The sequence below is a fragment of the Methylocapsa acidiphila B2 genome (assembly GCF_000427445.1).
GTDB classification, from domain to species: domain Bacteria; phylum Pseudomonadota; class Alphaproteobacteria; order Rhizobiales; family Beijerinckiaceae; genus Methylocapsa; species Methylocapsa acidiphila.
Window position 1 is genome coordinate 40,861 of record NZ_KE386496.1, and the last position, 16,999, is coordinate 57,859.

11 protein-coding genes and 1 tRNA gene are annotated in these 16,999 nt (G+C 62.7%); 9 read left to right on the forward strand and 3 right to left on the reverse strand.

The window, feature by feature from the left end; all coding sequences use genetic code 11:
• Positions 1–204: 204 nt before the first annotated feature.
• The 4 genes from METAC_RS0101245 (at position 205) to maiA (ending at position 6,044) form a co-directional block, all read left to right on the forward strand.
• Positions 205–2,694 (forward strand): arylsulfatase, encoded by a 2,490-nt coding sequence (locus METAC_RS0101245; RefSeq protein WP_026605639.1) that lies wholly within the window; start codon positions 205–207, stop codon positions 2,692–2,694.
• A 305-nt stretch (positions 2,695–2,999) separates the two neighbouring features.
• The gene (gene hmgA / locus METAC_RS0101250) at positions 3,000–4,316 is read left to right on the forward strand and encodes a homogentisate 1,2-dioxygenase (protein ID WP_036255198.1); all 1,317 of its coding nucleotides are present in this window, start codon (positions 3,000–3,002) and stop codon (positions 4,314–4,316) included.
• A complete protein-coding gene (locus tag METAC_RS0101255; RefSeq protein WP_026605641.1) occupies positions 4,313–5,392 on the forward strand; it encodes a fumarylacetoacetate hydrolase family protein in 1,080 nt (359 codons plus the stop codon). Before hmgA ends, METAC_RS0101255 begins: the two co-directional genes overlap by 4 nt.
• Positions 5,385–6,044 carry a maleylacetoacetate isomerase gene (gene maiA, locus METAC_RS0101260; protein ID WP_026605642.1) on the forward strand — a complete coding sequence of 220 codons (660 nt, stop codon included), beginning with the start codon at positions 5,385–5,387 and terminating at the stop codon, positions 6,042–6,044. The genes METAC_RS0101255 and maiA overlap by 8 nt, the downstream gene beginning before the upstream one ends.
• A 34-nt stretch (positions 6,045–6,078) precedes the next feature.
• Here the strand turns inward: maiA and METAC_RS0101265 are convergent, their stop codons facing one another.
• The 3 genes from METAC_RS0101265 to METAC_RS21800 all read right to left on the reverse strand — a co-directional run bounded on the left by METAC_RS0101265 (position 6,079) and on the right by METAC_RS21800 (position 11,876).
• Positions 6,079–8,529, reverse strand: coding sequence for a patatin-like phospholipase domain-containing protein (locus METAC_RS0101265; protein ID WP_198017147.1), 2,451 nt, complete (start codon positions 8,527–8,529; stop codon positions 6,079–6,081).
• A gap of 287 nt (positions 8,530–8,816) precedes the next feature.
• On the reverse strand, positions 8,817–10,334 hold the full coding sequence (locus tag METAC_RS0101270; protein WP_156898061.1) for an esterase-like activity of phytase family protein: 1,518 nt from the start codon (positions 10,332–10,334) through the stop codon (positions 8,817–8,819).
• A 252-nt stretch (positions 10,335–10,586) separates the two neighbouring features.
• On the reverse strand, positions 10,587–11,876 hold the full coding sequence (locus tag METAC_RS21800) for a TIGR03862 family flavoprotein (protein ID WP_051335291.1): 1,290 nt from the start codon (positions 11,874–11,876) through the stop codon (positions 10,587–10,589).
• A 173-nt stretch (positions 11,877–12,049) separates the two neighbouring features.
• On the opposite strand from METAC_RS21800, the gene METAC_RS21805 reads away from it, so the two are divergent.
• From METAC_RS21805 to METAC_RS0101305, 5 genes are all read left to right on the forward strand, one after another.
• Entirely contained in the window at positions 12,050–12,712 is a 663-nt protein-coding gene (locus tag METAC_RS21805; RefSeq protein ID WP_084143388.1) for a methylated-DNA--[protein]-cysteine S-methyltransferase, read from the forward strand.
• Positions 12,713–12,810: 98 nt separating this feature from the next.
• Complete coding sequence (locus METAC_RS0101290; RefSeq protein WP_026605645.1) at positions 12,811–13,353, forward strand: GNAT family N-acetyltransferase; 543 nt, start codon at positions 12,811–12,813, stop codon at positions 13,351–13,353.
• 221 nt (positions 13,354–13,574) lie between these two features.
• Entirely contained in the window at positions 13,575–14,930 is a 1,356-nt protein-coding gene (locus METAC_RS0101295) for a COG4223 family protein (RefSeq protein WP_026605646.1), read from the forward strand.
• Between the two features lie 46 nt (positions 14,931–14,976).
• Positions 14,977–16,512, forward strand: a complete 1,536-nt coding sequence (locus METAC_RS21810; RefSeq protein WP_051335292.1) for a heme biosynthesis protein HemY — start codon at positions 14,977–14,979, stop codon at positions 16,510–16,512.
• Positions 16,513–16,617: 105 nt separating this feature from the next.
• Positions 16,618–16,693: transfer RNA gene (locus METAC_RS0101305), tRNA-Thr, on the forward strand.
• Positions 16,694–16,999 lie beyond the last annotated feature (306 nt).

Sequence of the window (16,999 nt, forward strand, 5' to 3'; positions counted from 1 at the left end):
CGAGCAAGGGTTCCTCGGGCCGTTGTCCCGGTCCTGGGTCATCGGGTCGTCGGCGACAGCTGCAAGTAATCTGTCCGATCCGATCGGCCTAGGCTCGTCGGCAATAGGCTTGAACTGTCGGCCTACTCATGCGTTTTCGTTCAAGCAAAGCTTTGCGAGAGAGGGAATAATTTGCCGGACTTTAAGACTTTGCGCTTCCGCGGCATGCTCGGGTTCGCTTGCGTGGCGTTCTCTTTATCCGTGGTCGCGACGGTTCATGCGCAGCAGATTTCCGGCGGGCCTGGCTCGCCCGACGCATTGACGACGATCGACGGTCGATATCTTCCGCCGCCGCCGCAACCCTTCACTGGCCAGATCGAGCTGAACGCCGCTCAGTCGAAGCCAGCGTGGCCGGCGCGTGTCGCGCCGCCGAAAGGCGCGCCGAACATTCTTTTGATCATGACCGACGACGTCGGCTTCGCGGCGCCGTCTACTTTCGGCGGGGTGATTCCGACCCCGAGCCTCGACCGCATCGCAGCGGAGGGCCTGCGCTACACGAATTTCCACTCAACCGCCTTGTGCTCGCCGACGCGCGCCGCTCTGATTACCGGCCGTAACCATCATTCGGTCGGCTTCGGCGTCGTTTCCGAGGCTGCTACGGGGTTTCCTGGATATAATAGCGTCATCGGCAAGGATAGCTCGACGATCGGACGCATTCTGTTGGAGAATGGCTATCGTACCTCATGGTTCGGCAAGGACCACAACACGCCGACCTGGGACGCGAGCCAGGCTGGTCCCTTCGACCAGTGGCCGACGGGCATGGGTTTCGAATATTTCTATGGCTTCGTCGGCGGCGACACGAGCCAGTGGCAGCCTAATCTGTTCCGCAACACCACCGCCATCTATCCCTATATCGGGCATCCTGGGTGGAACCTCACGACCGCCATGGCCGATGACGCGATCCATTGGCTGAACCAGCTGAACGACATCAATCCGGCAATGCCATTCTTGCTCTATTACGTGCCGGGCGGGACGCATTCACCGCATCACGCGACGCCTGAATGGATCAGGAAGATCAGCGATATGCACCTTTTCGACAAAGGGTGGAACGCGCTGCGCGATCAGATCTTCGCCAACCAGAAAAAGCTCGGCGTGATACCTCAAGACGCCAAGCTCACCCCGTGGCCCGAAAATCTATTGAAGCAATGGGATTCATTGACCGATGAAGAGAAGAAGCTCTTCATAAGGCAGGCGGACGTCTATGGCGCCTATCTCGCCTACACCGATCACGAGATCGGCCGCGTGATCGACGCGGTCGAGAGGATGGGAAAACTCGACAATACGCTCATCGTCTATATCAGCGGCGACAATGGCGCGAGCGCCGAAGGCTCGCCGAACGGCACGCCGAGCGAAATCCTACAATTCAACGGCGTTGAATTGCCGGTCAAGGAGCAGATGAAATGGTATGATGTTTGGGGCTCGGATCTGACCTATAATCATTTCGCGGTGCCATGGGCTTGGGCGTTCGACACGCCCTACAAATGGACGAAGCAAATTCCGTCCTTCTTCGGTGGGACGCGTCAGGGCATGGCGATTTCCTGGCCCGCGCGCATCAAGGACAAAGGCGGCGTCCGTTGGCAATTCCATCATGTCGTCGATATCGTTCCAACAATCCTCGAGGTCACCGGCATAGCTGCGCCGGTCATGGTCGACGGTGTCGCGCAAAAGCCGGTTGAAGGCGTGAGTCTCGCCTATAGTTTCGATAAGGCCAAAGGCGATGCGCCATCTCCCCATAAGACCCAATATTTCGAGATGCTGGGTGTGCAGGGGCTGTATAATGATGGCTGGATGTTGAGCGCGGTTCCGATTCGTCCGCCGTGGCAGCTTCTCGGCAAGGCGGTGCTCGATCCCGCGAGCGCATTCAAGTTCGAGCTCTATGACGTCCGGCATGACTGGACGCAAAATGACGACGTAGCTCCCGCGAACCCGGCCAAGGTGCGGGAGATGACCGACCTGATGTTCGCGGAGTTCGCCAAGCATCAGGTTCTGCCCTTGGACGCCTCGGTGGCGACGCGGATGGTGACTCCCCGCCCGTCCATGTCCGGCGGACGGAGGTCCTTCGTCTATTCGGGCGAGCCGGTCACGGGCATCCCGCGCGGGACCGCGCCGAGCCTGCTGAACACGTCCTACAACATCAAAGCGGAGATCGACGTGCCCGAGGGCGGCGCCGAGGGCGTCATCGTGACCGATGGTGGGCGCTTTGGCGGCTACGGCTTGTATCTTCTCAAGGGCAAGCCGATCTTCGTGTGGAATCTGCTCGATCTCAAACGCATGCGCTGGGAGGGCAAGGACGCGTTGAAGCCGGGCAAGCACACGCTGGAATATGATTTCAAATTCGACGGGCTGGGCTTTGCGACGCTCGCCTTCAACAATATCAGCGGCATCGGCCGTCCCGGCGTGGGAACGTTCAAGGTGGACGGAAAGCCGGCGTCGACCCAGACAATGGATCGCACCACGCCGCTGACGCTGCCTTGGGACGAGACCTTTGACATCGGGTCGGATACGGGCACGCCGGTGGACGACGACGACTATCAGGTCCCCTTCAGATTCACGGGCACAATCGACAAGCTGACGGTTAGCGTCGATCCGCCCAAGCTCACGCCCGCGGATGAGAAGCGTCTCCTGGAGGGCGAACGGAAGGCGAGCGATAATTAGCCGTCGGAGTCGATAAGCTTCGTCGCGCTGGCGGCCGGGACCGGGCGCCTGCCCCATGCGGGTAGGCGACAATAAACTGGTTTGCCGGAAAGCGGGACGGAGTCATAGTGGTGTGTGGAAGCGAACGTGAGCGAGGCTGCGGGATGGAGAACGAGGAAAATCGTCTCGCCTGTCGCGGCTTTGTCAGCCGCTCGATGGCGCCGGAGATTGATCGGGCTGTAGTCCGGGTCCGAGTGGAATCGGGACGGCGTCCGCTGCGTGCCTGCGGCGAGGCGACAGCCAAATAAAGCGTGGCGAGGAGCGAGATGACCACGCGTTATATGCATGGGTTTGGCAATGAGTTCGAGTCGGAGGCGCTTCCGGGAGCTCTGCCGCAGGGGCAGAACTCGCCGCAGCGTTGCCCCTACGGACTTTACGCCGAGCAGATTTCGGGCACGGCGTTTACGGCGCCGCGGGGCGCGAACGCGCGCTCCTGGCTCTACCGCATACGGCCGTCCGTTAGGCATGTCGGCCGGTTTGCGCGATTCGAGCTGTCAGATTGGAAGACCGCTCCGCATGTCGCCGCGCATGGCTTGCCGCTCGGTCCCTTGCGTTGGGGGCCGCCGTCGCCGCCGAGCGAGCCGTCGACTTTTCTGACCGGCATGCGCACAATGACGACGGCCGGCGACGTCAACGCGCAGGCCGGAATGGCGGCGCATATTTATTTCGCCAGCGAATCCATGACGGATGATTATTTCTACAACGCCGATGGCGAAATGCTGATCGCGCCACAAATCGGCATGTTGGATCTGGCGACCGAGCTCGGTCGAATGGCGGTCGGGCCAGGCGAAATCGCCGTCATGCCGCGTGGTTTGAAATTCAAAGTCGGGCTGGCCGATGGTCCGTCGCGCGGCTATGTGTGTGAAAATTATGGAGCCAGGTTCACCCTGCCTGAGCGCGGGCCGATCGGCGCCAATTGTCTGGCGAATAGGCGCGACTTCAAATCTCCTGTGGCTTGGTTCGAGGATAAGGAATCGCCATGCCGGTTGACCGTCAAATGGTGCGGGGAGTTCCATCGCGCGGAAATCGCCCATTCTCCCCTTGACGTCGTAGCCTGGCATGGCAATTACGCGCCATACAAATACGATTTGCGCACCTTCGCGCCGGTGGGCGCGCTGCTGATCGATCATCCCGATCCGTCGATCTACACGGTATTGAGCGCCCCTTCTGGCGAGGCCGGCGTCGCCAATGTCGATTTCGTGATCTTTCCAGAGCGCTGGCTCGTCGCGGAGCATAGTTTTCGTCCGCCATGGTATCATGTCAACATCATGAGCGAGTTCATGGGCTTGATCTATGGCCAATATGACGCCAAAGCGCAGGGCTTCGCGCCGGGCGGGATCTCGCTGCATAATTGCATGTTGCCGCATGGGCCGGACAAGGAGGCCTTCGACAAGGCCAGCAGCGCCGAGTTGCATCCGCATAAGCTCACGGACACGCTGGCCTTCATGTTCGAGACTCGCTATCCGCAGCACGTGACGAATTACGCCGCAAGCCTGCCGACGCTCCAACATGACTACATCGAGTGTTGGCGTGGGCTGGAAAAGCATTTCGATCCGACTCGGCGGGACTGGACCGGACCATGAAGCTCGCCACGCTCCGGACCGGCGGACGAGATGGGAGGCTCGTGGTCGTGTCGCGCGACGTGACGCGCGCGACCGATGCCGGCGCTGTCGCCGCGACCCTTCAGGACGCGCTCGACGACTGGGGCCGCGCCGCGCCGAGGCTGGAGGCTCTGGCCGAGCAGCTCGAGATCGGGGCGGTCCCCAATGAACGGTTCCACGAGCATGATGCGCTTTCGCCGCTGCCGCGCGCTTTCCAATGGCTGGACGGCTCGGCCTATGTCAATCACGTCGAGCTCGTTCGCAAGGCGCGCGGCGCCGAGATGCCGGCGAGCTTCTGGACCGATCCGCTGATGTATCAGGGGGGATCCGACGCATTTCTTGCGCCGCGCGCGCCGATTCGAGCGACGGATGAGGGATCTGGCATAGATTTCGAGGCGGAGATCGCGGTCATCGTCAATGATGTGGCGATGGGCGCGAGCCGCGAGGCCGCCGCCGCAGCGATCGTGCTGGTGATGTTGGTCAATGACGTCTCGCTACGCAATTTGATTCCAGGCGAGCTCGCCAAGGGCTTCGGCTTCGTTCAGTCAAAACCCGCCTCCGCATTTTCTCCGGTCGCCGTCACGCCAGGCGAGCTCGGCCAGGCGTGGGACGGCGGGAAGCTGCATCTTCCCTTGCTCGTCGACCTTAATGGCGCGCCGTTCGGACGCGCCGACGCCGGCGTTGGCATGATATTCGATTTTCCTCAGCTCATCGCTCACGCCGCCAAGACAAGGGACTTGACGGCCGGAACGATCATCGGCTCGGGCACGGTCTCGAACAGGGCGGCGGACGGCGGCCCTGCGCGTGCGATCCTCGAAGGCGGCGCGGGCTATTCCTGCCTCGTTGAATTGCGGACCGTGGAGGCGATCCTAACCGGCGGTCCAAGGACGCCTTATATGCGCTTCGGCGAAATTGTGCGGATTGAGATGAAGGATGCGGGCGGTCATTCGATTTTTGGCGCCATCGAGCAAAGGGTCGAGCGCTGCGCGGAGCAACAAAGCAGCGCGAGCGGGGCCGGTGGCGAAGCCGCGCCTTTCAAAGATCCGTCCTATGTCTGATCCCGTGCTTTATGGCTATTGGCGCTCGAGCGCGGCCTATCGCGTGCGCATCGCGGTGAATGTCAAAGGCGTCGCGGCGCAATATGAGTATGTGCGTCTGCGCGAAGGCGAGCAAAGGCGAAAGCCCTTTCTGGCCCTGAATCCCGCGGGCTTGGTGCCGGCTTGGCGGGACGCCGATGGATTTGTGCTGGGGCAATCGCTCGCCATCATCGAATATATCGACGATGTCTTTCCCGAACCGCCCTTGTTGCCGTCGGACCCGAGATTGAAGGCGATCTGCCGCGAGATCGCCTATGGGATTGCCTGTGATATTCACCCTCTCGGCAATCTGCGGGTGCTGGAAAGGCTATCCGCAGATTTCGGCGCAAGCGCGGAGGCGCGCGCCGCTTGGTGTCGGCAGTGGATCGGGCGGGGCTTCGCCGCGATCGAGCCCCGGCTCGTCCATTTCGCCGGGCGCCATTCTATCGGCGATCAGATCAGCTTGGCCGATATCTGCCTCGTGCCCCAAGTTTATAATGCGCGCCGGTTCGGCCTCGACTTGACGCCGTTTCCGCGGATCGTCGCGGCCGACGCATCGGCGCGGGAACAGCCCGCCTTCGCCGCCGCAGCGCCCGAGACGCAGCCCGATGCGCCATCGGCAAGCCCACCATAGGCGAGGCGGCTCCGCACCCGGTATAGCGCGCGCGTCAGTGTTTTGGCTGAGCCCCTGCGACGCCGAGGCCGGCGCAGACGGTCGCTCGAACTCTTCGCCGCGCCTGATCCTCGTTTTCGCCGTCGCGCCGGGCCACGGGGAAGGCGCTGTCCGGTTTCAGAAGATCCTGTAGGATCGCGCCTTTCATGATGTGGAATCCTAGCGCTCGATAGGCCTCGAGCTGTTCTTCTCCGAAAAATTGATCGCCCGTGGTCTCATGTGGGAAGCTCGGATTGAGGCGCTTGTAATCCAAAATATAATCGCTTTCATCGCCGCTGAGCGAGGCTTTGACGTATATCAGGACGCCGGTCTGGGCGACGCCATTGGCGTCGGGCCCATATTGGATCTCGCCGGCGGCCCAATGCGGCCCTGGTGCGCTCGGAATGTCGGAGCCGTCCGCCGCCGCCTTGACGAAAGCCGCATTCACGGCGAGCGAGCGGTAGCGGATCGCCGGCCAAGGCAAGTCGATGGTGACGCCGAGGTCTATGCGGGCGTAGCGCTCGAGGATCAGAAACGAGCCGAAGCCTAAATTCGGGTCCGCCTCGGCGTCGACCACGAAAATCACCTCGCAACGCCGCTTCAAAAGGGAATAGAGGCCGAGATTTTCAATATGGCCGCCGTCGGTCAAATAGACGGTCGCGCTTTTCTCGGTGATCCAGCTGAACATCTCCTTGAACAGAAGGAAGCTTCGCACGTCGAAGAGCCGGCTGATCCATGTCCTGCGGCCTGTGACGTAGCGCGGATTGCGCAGCCAATAACCGAGGCGAATATTGAGCACGGTGAGCGTGAAAGCCAGCGGCTTGATCGTCTCCGCGCCCATATTGGGCGAGAGCGCCGCCGCGGAAATCGCCATGGCGCTGCCGAGATCCAGCGCCGCTTCCTCCTGCTCTATGTTGCGCGTCCCGACATAGCCGGTTGCCTCGCTGCCGGTATATTCCGGTGTGAAGACGAAGAAATCGGCGTTTCGGCCGCGCTTGTTGGCGTATTGCGACCCCTCGATGTTCAAGGCTGCGTTGACGATCGGATAGGGGCAAAGATTCGTGTCGATCTGATGCAGCTTGGGCTCGTAAGCTTGCAGGTCGCCGTATTTCTCGTCGCGCAAGGCGGGATTGGTATTGAACAGAAACGCCTTGGCGAGCCGGTCGCGGTAGAGCCGATAGAGCGATGTCGCGTTGGGATCTATAAGGGTCGCCGCGCTCCCCATGATCGCCGCCGCGACCAAGTAGAGCCATGGGATCGAGGGCTGGTCGAGTCCGGCGAAGGACAACAAAAGATAGAGCAGCCACAAGAATGAGGGGATGACGATGGCGGCGAACCAAAGAGCCGCCATGGCGGCGATCTTCTTGAGCCAAGGCGCCCAGCCTGTGGCCTTTTTGGACAGGGCGACAATATCGCCGAAATATTTCGTAAAAAGAGCGAAGGCGGCGCCGATTGGCGCGAGGATGGGCGTTAGATAGACGAACCATCCATGCAGGAGCGCGCCGATGCAATCTCCCGAAAGGGTCCAGACGGTGCAAACCGATCGATAGGACGGCGATCCGAGCGCGCGCGCCGCGACCATCGACCGCAGGATGAAGGGCTGCGTCTCGAACACCAATGTAATTAGGGTGACGAAGAAGAGGATCTTGGAAAATGTAGCGAGGCCGCCGCGCAATTCGGCGCTCTCGACGGTGCGTCGTCTCGCCGTGAACGCCGCCTGCCAGAAATGTGACGTCGAAATCGATTTGGCGAAGGCCCAAAAGATCAGAAAGATGAGGTTCAGCGCCGCGACGATTGCCGTGAACCAGAAGCCATGGAGCCCCCAAAGCGGCGTCGAGGTCGCGATCCCCTGAGCGGCGAGAGCGTCGGCGAGATTCCAGCCAAGAAAACGCGGCTGATCGAGCGAGGCGGCGGTTGGGTGGCTAGCGAGGGTGAGCCAAGCGAAAAACAAAAGGATCGGCGCGAGGATGAGCGCGTTGGCGACAAGGCCGCGGCCGATGATTCCCAGTGCGGTGACGATGTCGAGGGCGCCGTGCGGAATGAGATAGTTGGAAAAGTCGCGGACGTGCCTGACTGAATCTGTGTCCGAGAAATCGCCGGCCTTGGGGCTCGTGAAGGGAAATTGGCCCTTGGAGCTCTGCGTCGCCGCGGTCAGCGAACAGCCGATGTAGCCTCCCCCGGACACGGTCGAAAGATAGTCGATCCCTTCAAGGCCCGAAAAGGCTTGCAGACCCTGCAAGGCGCCGAGCCCGAAGGAAGCTGATCGGATGCCGCCGCCCGAAAGCGCGACGCCGGTAAAGGACTTGTAGCCCGTCCGATCCCTTTTGTTCTTGAAGGAGTCGCGCCGCCGTTTGACGGCTGCTTCTTCGGCCTTGCAAACAGGACTCGGCAAATAGCCGGTTCTGCATAGGTTTGGATCATGGGCGTCGACATAGGCATGGTCGCCGCGCTCGGGCTCCTCAGGCATGGCGTCCTCCGTTCCTGTCGGCCGTGAAAGAATGCCCGCGAGATCAATGCGACGTGGAGACGGGCCGATCAGCATTATGGCTGGGACGAATTTCGATCGGCTGGAGCAGGCTGCCTAGGGCGCGTGGTTGCGCCTTTTCGGTCATGCAACTCCGATTCTACATGCGCGCCTCGCAGGACCGACAGATTCAATCAATGCTACGCCGGCCGACCGCGCCTGGCAAGAACGAACGCGCCGCAACGGTCGGCCCGTTGCGGCGCGTTCGCTCATTCCGGGGCCTTGATCTACTACCTCGGTCGGTCGTCGGACGGGCGCGGGGGATCATAAGTCGGCAAAGTGACGCGATACGCTAGGATGAGCGTGTCGACATTGGCGCCCGAAGCGTCCTGATAGGCCTGTCCCGCCATGAAGCCCTGCTGGGTGATGAAGTCGTTATCGCTGGCGACAAAGATAAAATAGTCTTGCGGGAAATCGCGGTCGCCGACCGGCGCGACTGCGATGCTCTCCCATTTTTCATATAAGTCGTTTTTGTCGTTGGGGAGGCCGTTATGCAACCCGAACTTGTTCAGCTGGGCATTGTCGTTGATGTCGAGAAACTTCTGATACGCGGCCGGCGTGATGGAGCTGTTGAGGACGCCGAGTGGCGCGATCGAACCGGTTGGCTCATCATAGGCGGAACCGCCGATATTTGTGGCGTGTGAAATGTCGATGAGGTCTATGCTGCGGTAGACCGACGCCGGATTGCTGGTCGTGAAGCCGGCGCTGCTGTCCCTAGCGAGCACGAGGAACTGATGATCGTTGAGGGCGAAGAGCTCGCTCTGCGCGGCGATCAGGAGCTTGGTCTTCTTGGTCGTCTGATCTTGGTAAAGCGGCAGCTGAACCACATATTCGCCTACCAGCCTCGGCGCGCGCCCGCTGATGTCGTAGGCGAGAAGCCTGGTGTTGCGCCGCGTCGTCTTGGTGTTGCTCGTGTCGAGGTCCTGAATGAGCGCGCTCTGCAGCAGCGCGAACAGGGTTCGGCGGTCCGGGCTCATGGCGAGCCCCTCAAGTCCTTGATTGTTCTGCCTGCCTGAGACCGGATTGCCGGGATCCGGATTATATGTGACCCCCACTGGCGGGCTGTTGGCGGAAAAATTCTCGACAATTGCCCCGGCGCTGTTTTTTCGCCTCGGGATGAAAGCTTCCGGCGGACGAATCGCTCCCAGAAGCTTGCCCGTGAGGCTATAATGGTAAATGTAGGGGCCATATTCCTCGCTGACCCAAACCGTCCCATCGCCGGGATAGACCACAGCCTCGTCGTCTACGCTGATATGGCCGTTCGACGCGATCGGAAGATCCGGAAAAGGCGCCTGCGCCGGCCTGACGCCGGCGGGATCCAGCCCGGTCGTGGCCCCGCCATTGAACAGGATCGACGTGTTGTAATTCAAAATGATCTGATTCTGATTGGCGGTGCTCGTTCCATAGAACGGCTTGAACGTGAGCTCGAAGCGCTGCAGGCGGCCGCGAAAATCCGTTGTTCCTTGCGTGTTCCAGCCGCGATCCGGCAACGCGTAGAGATCGCCGCGATAGCCGCCGCCCCAATTGCTCGTCCAGCTGTGCAGATTGAGCGCCATGCCCGAGCCCCATCCGCCGAGCGTCTCGCTATAGCGATCGACCGCATTCGACGCGACGCGCCCGACGCCGACGAGGCCCTTATTGACGAAAGTGGCGTCTTCGAAGGTCACGGATTGCGCGGCGGCGGGCGTGGCCGTCAGGGCGGCTGCGGCGAGGAGGCTGAGCGCCGCCGCCCTCAACGCGGGGCGCATCGGGCGACCCCGAGAAGAAGAAAATTGTTCTATCGTCATATGGTTGTCTCCGGCGGAGGTCTTTGGGCCGCCTGTAGCGAGTTTCAAGAGGGCTTAAAGCCAATGTGCGCGAGGCCAATGTCTGACTGAGGAGAGCGCTTGACCGAGCGCGAGACGAATGCGTTGGCCGGCGCCCGAACCTTCAGGACGCCTGTGGCTGTCGCCGCAACGGTCTGCCTGCTCAGTTCTAGTCATGCTTGCATGTCAATTATATTACGGAGACTTCGGGAGACTCGGTTGGCTGCTTCGAGGGTCGGGCGTTCCCATGCGCGTCGATGAGAAGAGCCAATTCACGACGCCAGCTCCGGCCGCGGCGCCGGTCGCGAAACAGGCTTGCAACAGATAGCCGCCTGTCGGGGCCTCCCAGTCGATCATTTCGCCGGCGACAAAGACTCCCGGACGATTGACCAGCATGAACCGCGAGTCGATTTCCGTGAAAGTGATCCCTCCCGCCGTCGAGATCGCTCTTTCGATCGGGGCCACGCCGATGAGCCGCAGCGGCGCGGCGTGGATCAGTTTTGCGAGTTGCGACGCGTTCATGGAGGACAAGCGCTCTGGCCCTTCGCCCGCGGACTCGTGAAGAAGGCCGATGGCGACGGGTTGAAGCCGGATCGACTTGCGGAGAAAGGTCGCAAGCGACTGTTTGGCCGGCCGCAGAGCGATTTCCGCCTCTAGGGTTGTGAGGCCGAGATCAGGACGAAGATTGATCTCGACAATGGCCTCGCCGGAGGCCGCAATGGCGTCGCGCATCTGCGCCGACAAGGCGTAGACGCCGCCGCCTTCGATCCCCGTCCGTGTGACGAGCGCTTCGCCGCGCGCCGACCGCCCGTCGAAGGACAGCTCGATATTCTTGAGCGGCTCGCCTTCGAAGCGCGTCCGGAAAATGTCGGACCAGCTGACGAGGAAGCCGCAATTGGCCGGCTTCAAGGGGCTCACTTCGATCACGTTTCGCCGCATGGTCTCGGCCCAGCTGGCGTCGGAGCCGAAGCGCGGCCAGCTTGCGCCGCCCAAAGCGAGCACCGTCGCCTCCGCCCGGACTTCGACCAAGCCGCCAGGGGCGACGAAGCGCAGAAGGCCGGCCTCATCCCACCCCGTCCATTGATGGCGCAGCGAAAATACGACGCCCTTGGACTTTAGCCGCGCAATCCAGGCGCGCAGCAGGGGCGAGGCTCTGAAGGCGGTCGGAAAGATGCGGCCGCTCGATCCGACGAAGGTCGTCTGGCCGAGGCTCTCGCACCAGTTCCTCAGGGCCTCCGGCGGGAAGCTTTCGATCGCGGGACGAAGCCGCGTTGCGGCGGCGCCGTAGCGCGCGAGCAAGAGCTCGATATTTTCGCTGTGTGTGAGGTTCAGGCCGCCGCGGCCCGCGAGCAGGAGCTTTCGGCCCGGCGCGGCCATGCGATCGTAGACGGTCACGGTCGCGCCGCCGTCCGCCGCGGCCTCGGCCGCCATCAGCCCAGCGGGGCCGGCGCCGATGACGACGACGTGAGGGAGGGTTGCAGGCATATCGCCTCTTTATCCGGTTCCGCGGGCTTGATAGGGTTTATCCCGCCAGAAGGCGTCGAGCGCGGCGTCGCGAAAAGTTCGATTCGCATCGAGACGACGAGCGATGGCCTGACGCCCAGAGGCCATGACGCAGCTTCGGGCGCAGCGCAAGCGGGACGAGGAAGGGGCTGACTATGACGTCGTCTGTAACACATATTGTCGCGGCCTTAGCGCCCTTGCCGCCGCGCGCCGGCTTCCGCGCCGAGTCGTCGAGCGCCGCCTGCGCCGGCCAAGGATTTATTCTCTTCGATACGGCGTTTGGACCTTGCTGCGTGGTTTGGGGCCCCCGGGGACTCCTTGGCTTGCAGCTGCCGGAAGGATGCGAGCGCGAGACCCGCGCGCGCATCCTGCAGCGGTTCCCGGACGCGCGTGAGGCGCTGCCGCCGGTTGACGCGCAGCAGGCGCGCGACGGCGTCATCGCGCTCTTGCGCGGCGAGGCGGCTGATTTTTCCGGAGTGGCGCTCGATCTCGACGGCGCGCCCGCGTTCCATCGTCGCGTCTATGAGGCTGCGCGCGCGATCCCTCGGGGCGCGACGGCGTCCTATGGCGAAATCGCAGCTCGGCTCGGCGCGCCAGGCGCTGCCCGTGCGGTCGGGCAGGCGCTCGCGCGCAACCCTTTCCTCCTCATCGTTCCCTGCCACCGGGTGCTCGGCGCCGGCGGCAAGCTCGGCGGCTTCTCGGCGCATGGCGGGGTTGCGACCAAGCAGCGCCTCCTCGCCGTCGAAGGAGTCGATCTAATTCGCGCCGCGAAAGTCTCTCGAGGCGCCAGGTCGCCGCGCGTTCCGCGACTGTCCTGAGTGTCGGCTCGGCGCGTTTGCGCAGCTCCAGCCTTCGGCCTATCAACGCCGGCGTGACGCCGTAGGCTCGCGGGTCATCTGATCCAAAGGAGAAATGCTTGCCTGATTCCGCCGAGCTGGACCGCCTCGTTTTGCGCGAGAGCGACGAGACGGACATTCCCGCCATCACGGCGATTTATCGACAGGCCGTCCTCACCGGTTGCTCGACCCTGGAAATCGAACCGCCGAGCGAGGCCGAAATGAAGATCAGACGGCGCCTCTTGCTCGCGGCGAATTATCCTTTTCTTGTCGCCGAAAGCGACGGCAAGGTAGTGGGCTTCGCCTTCGCGAATCTGTACCGCCAGCGCCCAGCCTATGCAAAGACCGTCGAAAATTCGATCTATGTGCGCGAGGGCGTTCAGGGCCGAGGCGTGGGCGCCAGGCTGTTGAGTGCGCTGATCGCCGAGACCTCGTCACGAGGATTTCGCCAAATGATCGCCGTCATCGGCGACGCGGCCAATGAAGGATCGATCCGGCTGCACGCGAAATTGGGCTTCGCCATTGTCGGCCGTCTCGGCGCAGTCGGCGCCAAGCAGGGGCGTTGGCTGGACACGGTCCTGATGCAGTTGCCGCTCGGCGTGGACGAGCGCCAATCTTCTTGAGCGAATGCGTTCTGGTCGGCGCCCTGGCGAGCGCATAGCGCCCGCCGCGCGGACCGCCGATGTAAAAAAGAACAAGATCGCTATTTCTATGCCTATATCGTCGGATCAAACTAAATCTGATGATTCTACGAAGATTTTGCCGACTCGCGAGCAGTTGATCGCGTCCGGCGTTGCGAAAAGTGGCTGGGTCCTTTACAAAGACGCAAAAACGAGGGTGTGGGATGGCTGGAGATCAGGACGACCGTTCACACGCGAAAGCCGATGAGGCGATCTCCGGCGAACGCCATCTGACGCCGCTGTCGCCCGAGAGCAAATCGGAAACCTCCGCCGCGGCCAGCCAACCCGTCGACGAGACGCCTGTTAGCTCCGAGGCGTCTGAAAGTTTGGAAGCGCCGTCCGCAATCGAAGCCTCTGCCGACGAAGCGCATGCTGATGCGATCCATGCGGAGGCCGAATCGGTCGGTGCGGACAAGTCAGCAGTTGAAGGGGGAGGCGCGCCGACGGAGCCTAAGGCCGAAGGGGCGGGGACAGTGCGGCAGCGCTCGGCGATTTGGCCACTTGCCGCCGCGATCGTCATTGGGGCGATCCTCGCGGTCGGCGGCGCATTCCTCCTGCGTTTCTTCGACAAATCCGGAACGGTCGCCGCTGACCTCTCGGGGCGGATCGCCAGTTTGAGCGAGCGGCTGGAGTCGACCGAGAAGAAGCTCGATTCGACCGAAAAGAAAATCGACGCCCTTGCGAACGCCGAGCGTGCGGCTGTCGCCGGCGTCGAGAGCCGGATCGGCGCGGCGGAAAGCGCCGCGAGCAAGACGGCGGCTGAGACCGCCGCGGCCCTGCGCGACGCGCAGAATAATTTTGCGGCGCGCTTATCCGCGCTCGTCAAGGCGCCGAATGGCGGCGCGGACGAGATCGTGGATCTTGGGCCGCTGCAAACGAGAATCGACTCGGTCGAAAAGAAGCTCGAAACGGTCGAGAACGCGCTCGCCGCGCCCAAGGCGGATGTGCGCGCGCAGCAGGATCGCGAGAACGTCGCCACTCAGCTCGAGCAGGGCGCCCATGCGCAAGCCGTCGCGATCGTGGCGGAAAGCCTTTTGCAAAAGGTCGATCGCGGCGTCGCGTTTCCGACCGAATTCGCCGCGCTGGAAAATTTGGGCCTTGGTCCGGCGCAACTCGCGGCCCTGCAGCCTTTCGCGGCGACGGGCGTCGTGAGCACGCGCAAATTGGCGGAACAATTTTCGGACGTCGCTTCGCAGGTGGCAGCAGCCGAGGAATCCGTTGAAGACAAGAACTTGCTCGAGCGGCTGAAGCGGGAAGCGTCGCATCTCGTTCGCATTCGGCCTGTCGGCGACGTCGATGCGAGCGACGTTGACGCGCCGGCCCTCGTGGCGCGCATCGAAAACGCCCTTGCGCGTCTCGACATCGAAGAGGCCGTTGGCGTTTGGGCCCAGCTTCCCGCTTCCGCGAAGGCCAAGTCGCAGAGCTGGGCTGACGCAGCGAAGGCTCGGATCGACGCAGTCAACGCGGCGCGGTCGCTCGAAGCCGACGCTGTAGCGGCTCTCGGCAAGCCGAAGTCCTGATCTCGCCGTCTCGAGATCTTGAACCGCATCCCACGACGAGAGAAACATGATCCGGGTCCTCATCTTCCTTCTTATCCTGATCGGCCTGGCTTTCGGGGAGGCCTGGCTGATCGACCGGCCCGGCGAAATTGTCCTGACATGGCAGGGATATCGGGTCGAAACCTCTGTCCTGGTCGGGCTCGGAGTGATCCTCGCCCTGGCGGCGGCGCTGGTTTTCCTCTGGAGTCTCTTGCGTTATGGGCTCCGCCTTCCGTCCTTGCTGTCGATCGCGACGAGGTCGCGCCGCCGCGACAAGGGCTATGCGGCCCTCTCTCGTGGAATGATCGCCGTCGGGGCCGGCGACGTCCAACTCGCCCGGAAATCGGCCGCCGAGGCGCAAAAATATCTCCGGCATGAACCTTTGACCTTGCTGCTCAGAGCTCAGGCCGCCCAGCTTTCGAATGATCCAAGCGAAGCGGCGCGCGCTTTTGAGGAAATGGCGCGGCGCAACGAAACCCGGCTTCTCGGCCTGCGCGGGCTCCACAGCGAGGCGCAGCGGCGCGGCGATGCCGAAAAGGCCCATCACTTCGCCAGCGCGGCGCATGAGATCGCGCCCTTGCCTTGGACGGCTCGGGCGGGGGTCGAGCATCGCGCGGCGGCCGGAGACTGGCGAAACGCGCTGGCGACGCTCGAGAGCGAGGCCGGCGCAAGGCATGTCGACAAGACCACCCGCGAGCGCCAACGCGCCGTGCTCGAGACGGCGATCGCTCTCGAGGCGGCGGATACGGATCCGGAGGAGGCGCTGCGCCTCGTTCGCGCCGCCGTCAAGCGCCAGCCCGGCCTCGTGCCGGCGATCGCGCTTAACGCCAAGCTCCTGAGCCGCAAAGGCGAGATTCGCAAGGTCACCAAATTGATCGAGACCGCATGGCCGCTCTCGCCGCATCCTGATCTCGCCAAGATCTATGTAAATCTGCGCCCGTCGGACTCCAACGCCGATCGGCTGGCTCGGGCGCTCGCGCTGGCGCGGCTTGCGCCGCGCGACGTCGAAAGCCGGATCGTCGTAGCCCGCTCCGCAATCGCCGCGGGCGACTTCAAGACCGCCCGCGAGAACATGGTGCCTCTCATCGAGGCCGGCGCGCGGCCGACGACCCGTATGTGCCTCATCATGGCCGATCTGGAGGAGGCGGAGCACGGGGCGGGCGGCTATGTGCGGGAATGGCTGGCGCGGGCCTCGCGGGCGCCGCATGACCCTGCCTGGGTCGCCGACGGCGTCATCTCGGATCATTGGCTTCCCGCGTCGCCGGTGACGGGCAAGCTCGACGCTTTCGTATGGCAGCGGCCGATCGAGCGCTTGAATATAGGCGCGGAGGCGGAGGAAGCGATTTTCACGCCCATCCCCGCGCCGCCCGCGCCTCCGCGAATCGACGACGCCCCGGCGAAGGCGCTGTCGCCGCCCCAATCCGAAGCCGCCGCCGCGCCGAGCAGCTCGCCGGTCGCAGAGGAGTCTCAGGTGGGCCAGGTCATTTTTCCGCTGCCCGCGGCGCCGGACGATCCCGGACAAGAAGAAAATCAGAAACCGCGCGGATTGGCCCAACTTTTATGACGGAGCTGGCAGGCGCGGCGCCGATGACATGCGGAGTTGCGAAACTGAGCCGGCCCGGCTAAAAGCGAAGCGCTTCCCATTCTGGCTTCCGTTGCACGGAAACAGGCCGCAATAGCTCAGCTGGTAGAGCACCTCATTCGTAATGAGGGGGTCGGGGGTTCGAATCCCTCTTGCGGCACCATCTAACTATCTGATTTTGTTAGAGCTATTTTCTTAGCGTGCATCAAAAGGCGGAAGCCGCGTGCGCCGTGTAAGCACTATGTAAGCAGCTGATCCAACGTCACAGCCCTAAAATTATCCCGCCCCCTCATCACTCGGAATCCGCCACAGGTCCGCGAGTGGCCGACTCCAGCTAATCTCTTTCTTTTCTTTCTTCTATAATAGGAAGGAAGCCGTCCAAGCCGTCCATGCCGTCCAAACAACGCAAAATCAATGCATTACAAAAGAGCCTTGCCGTCCACTAGCCGTCCAAAGCTGTCCAAATGAG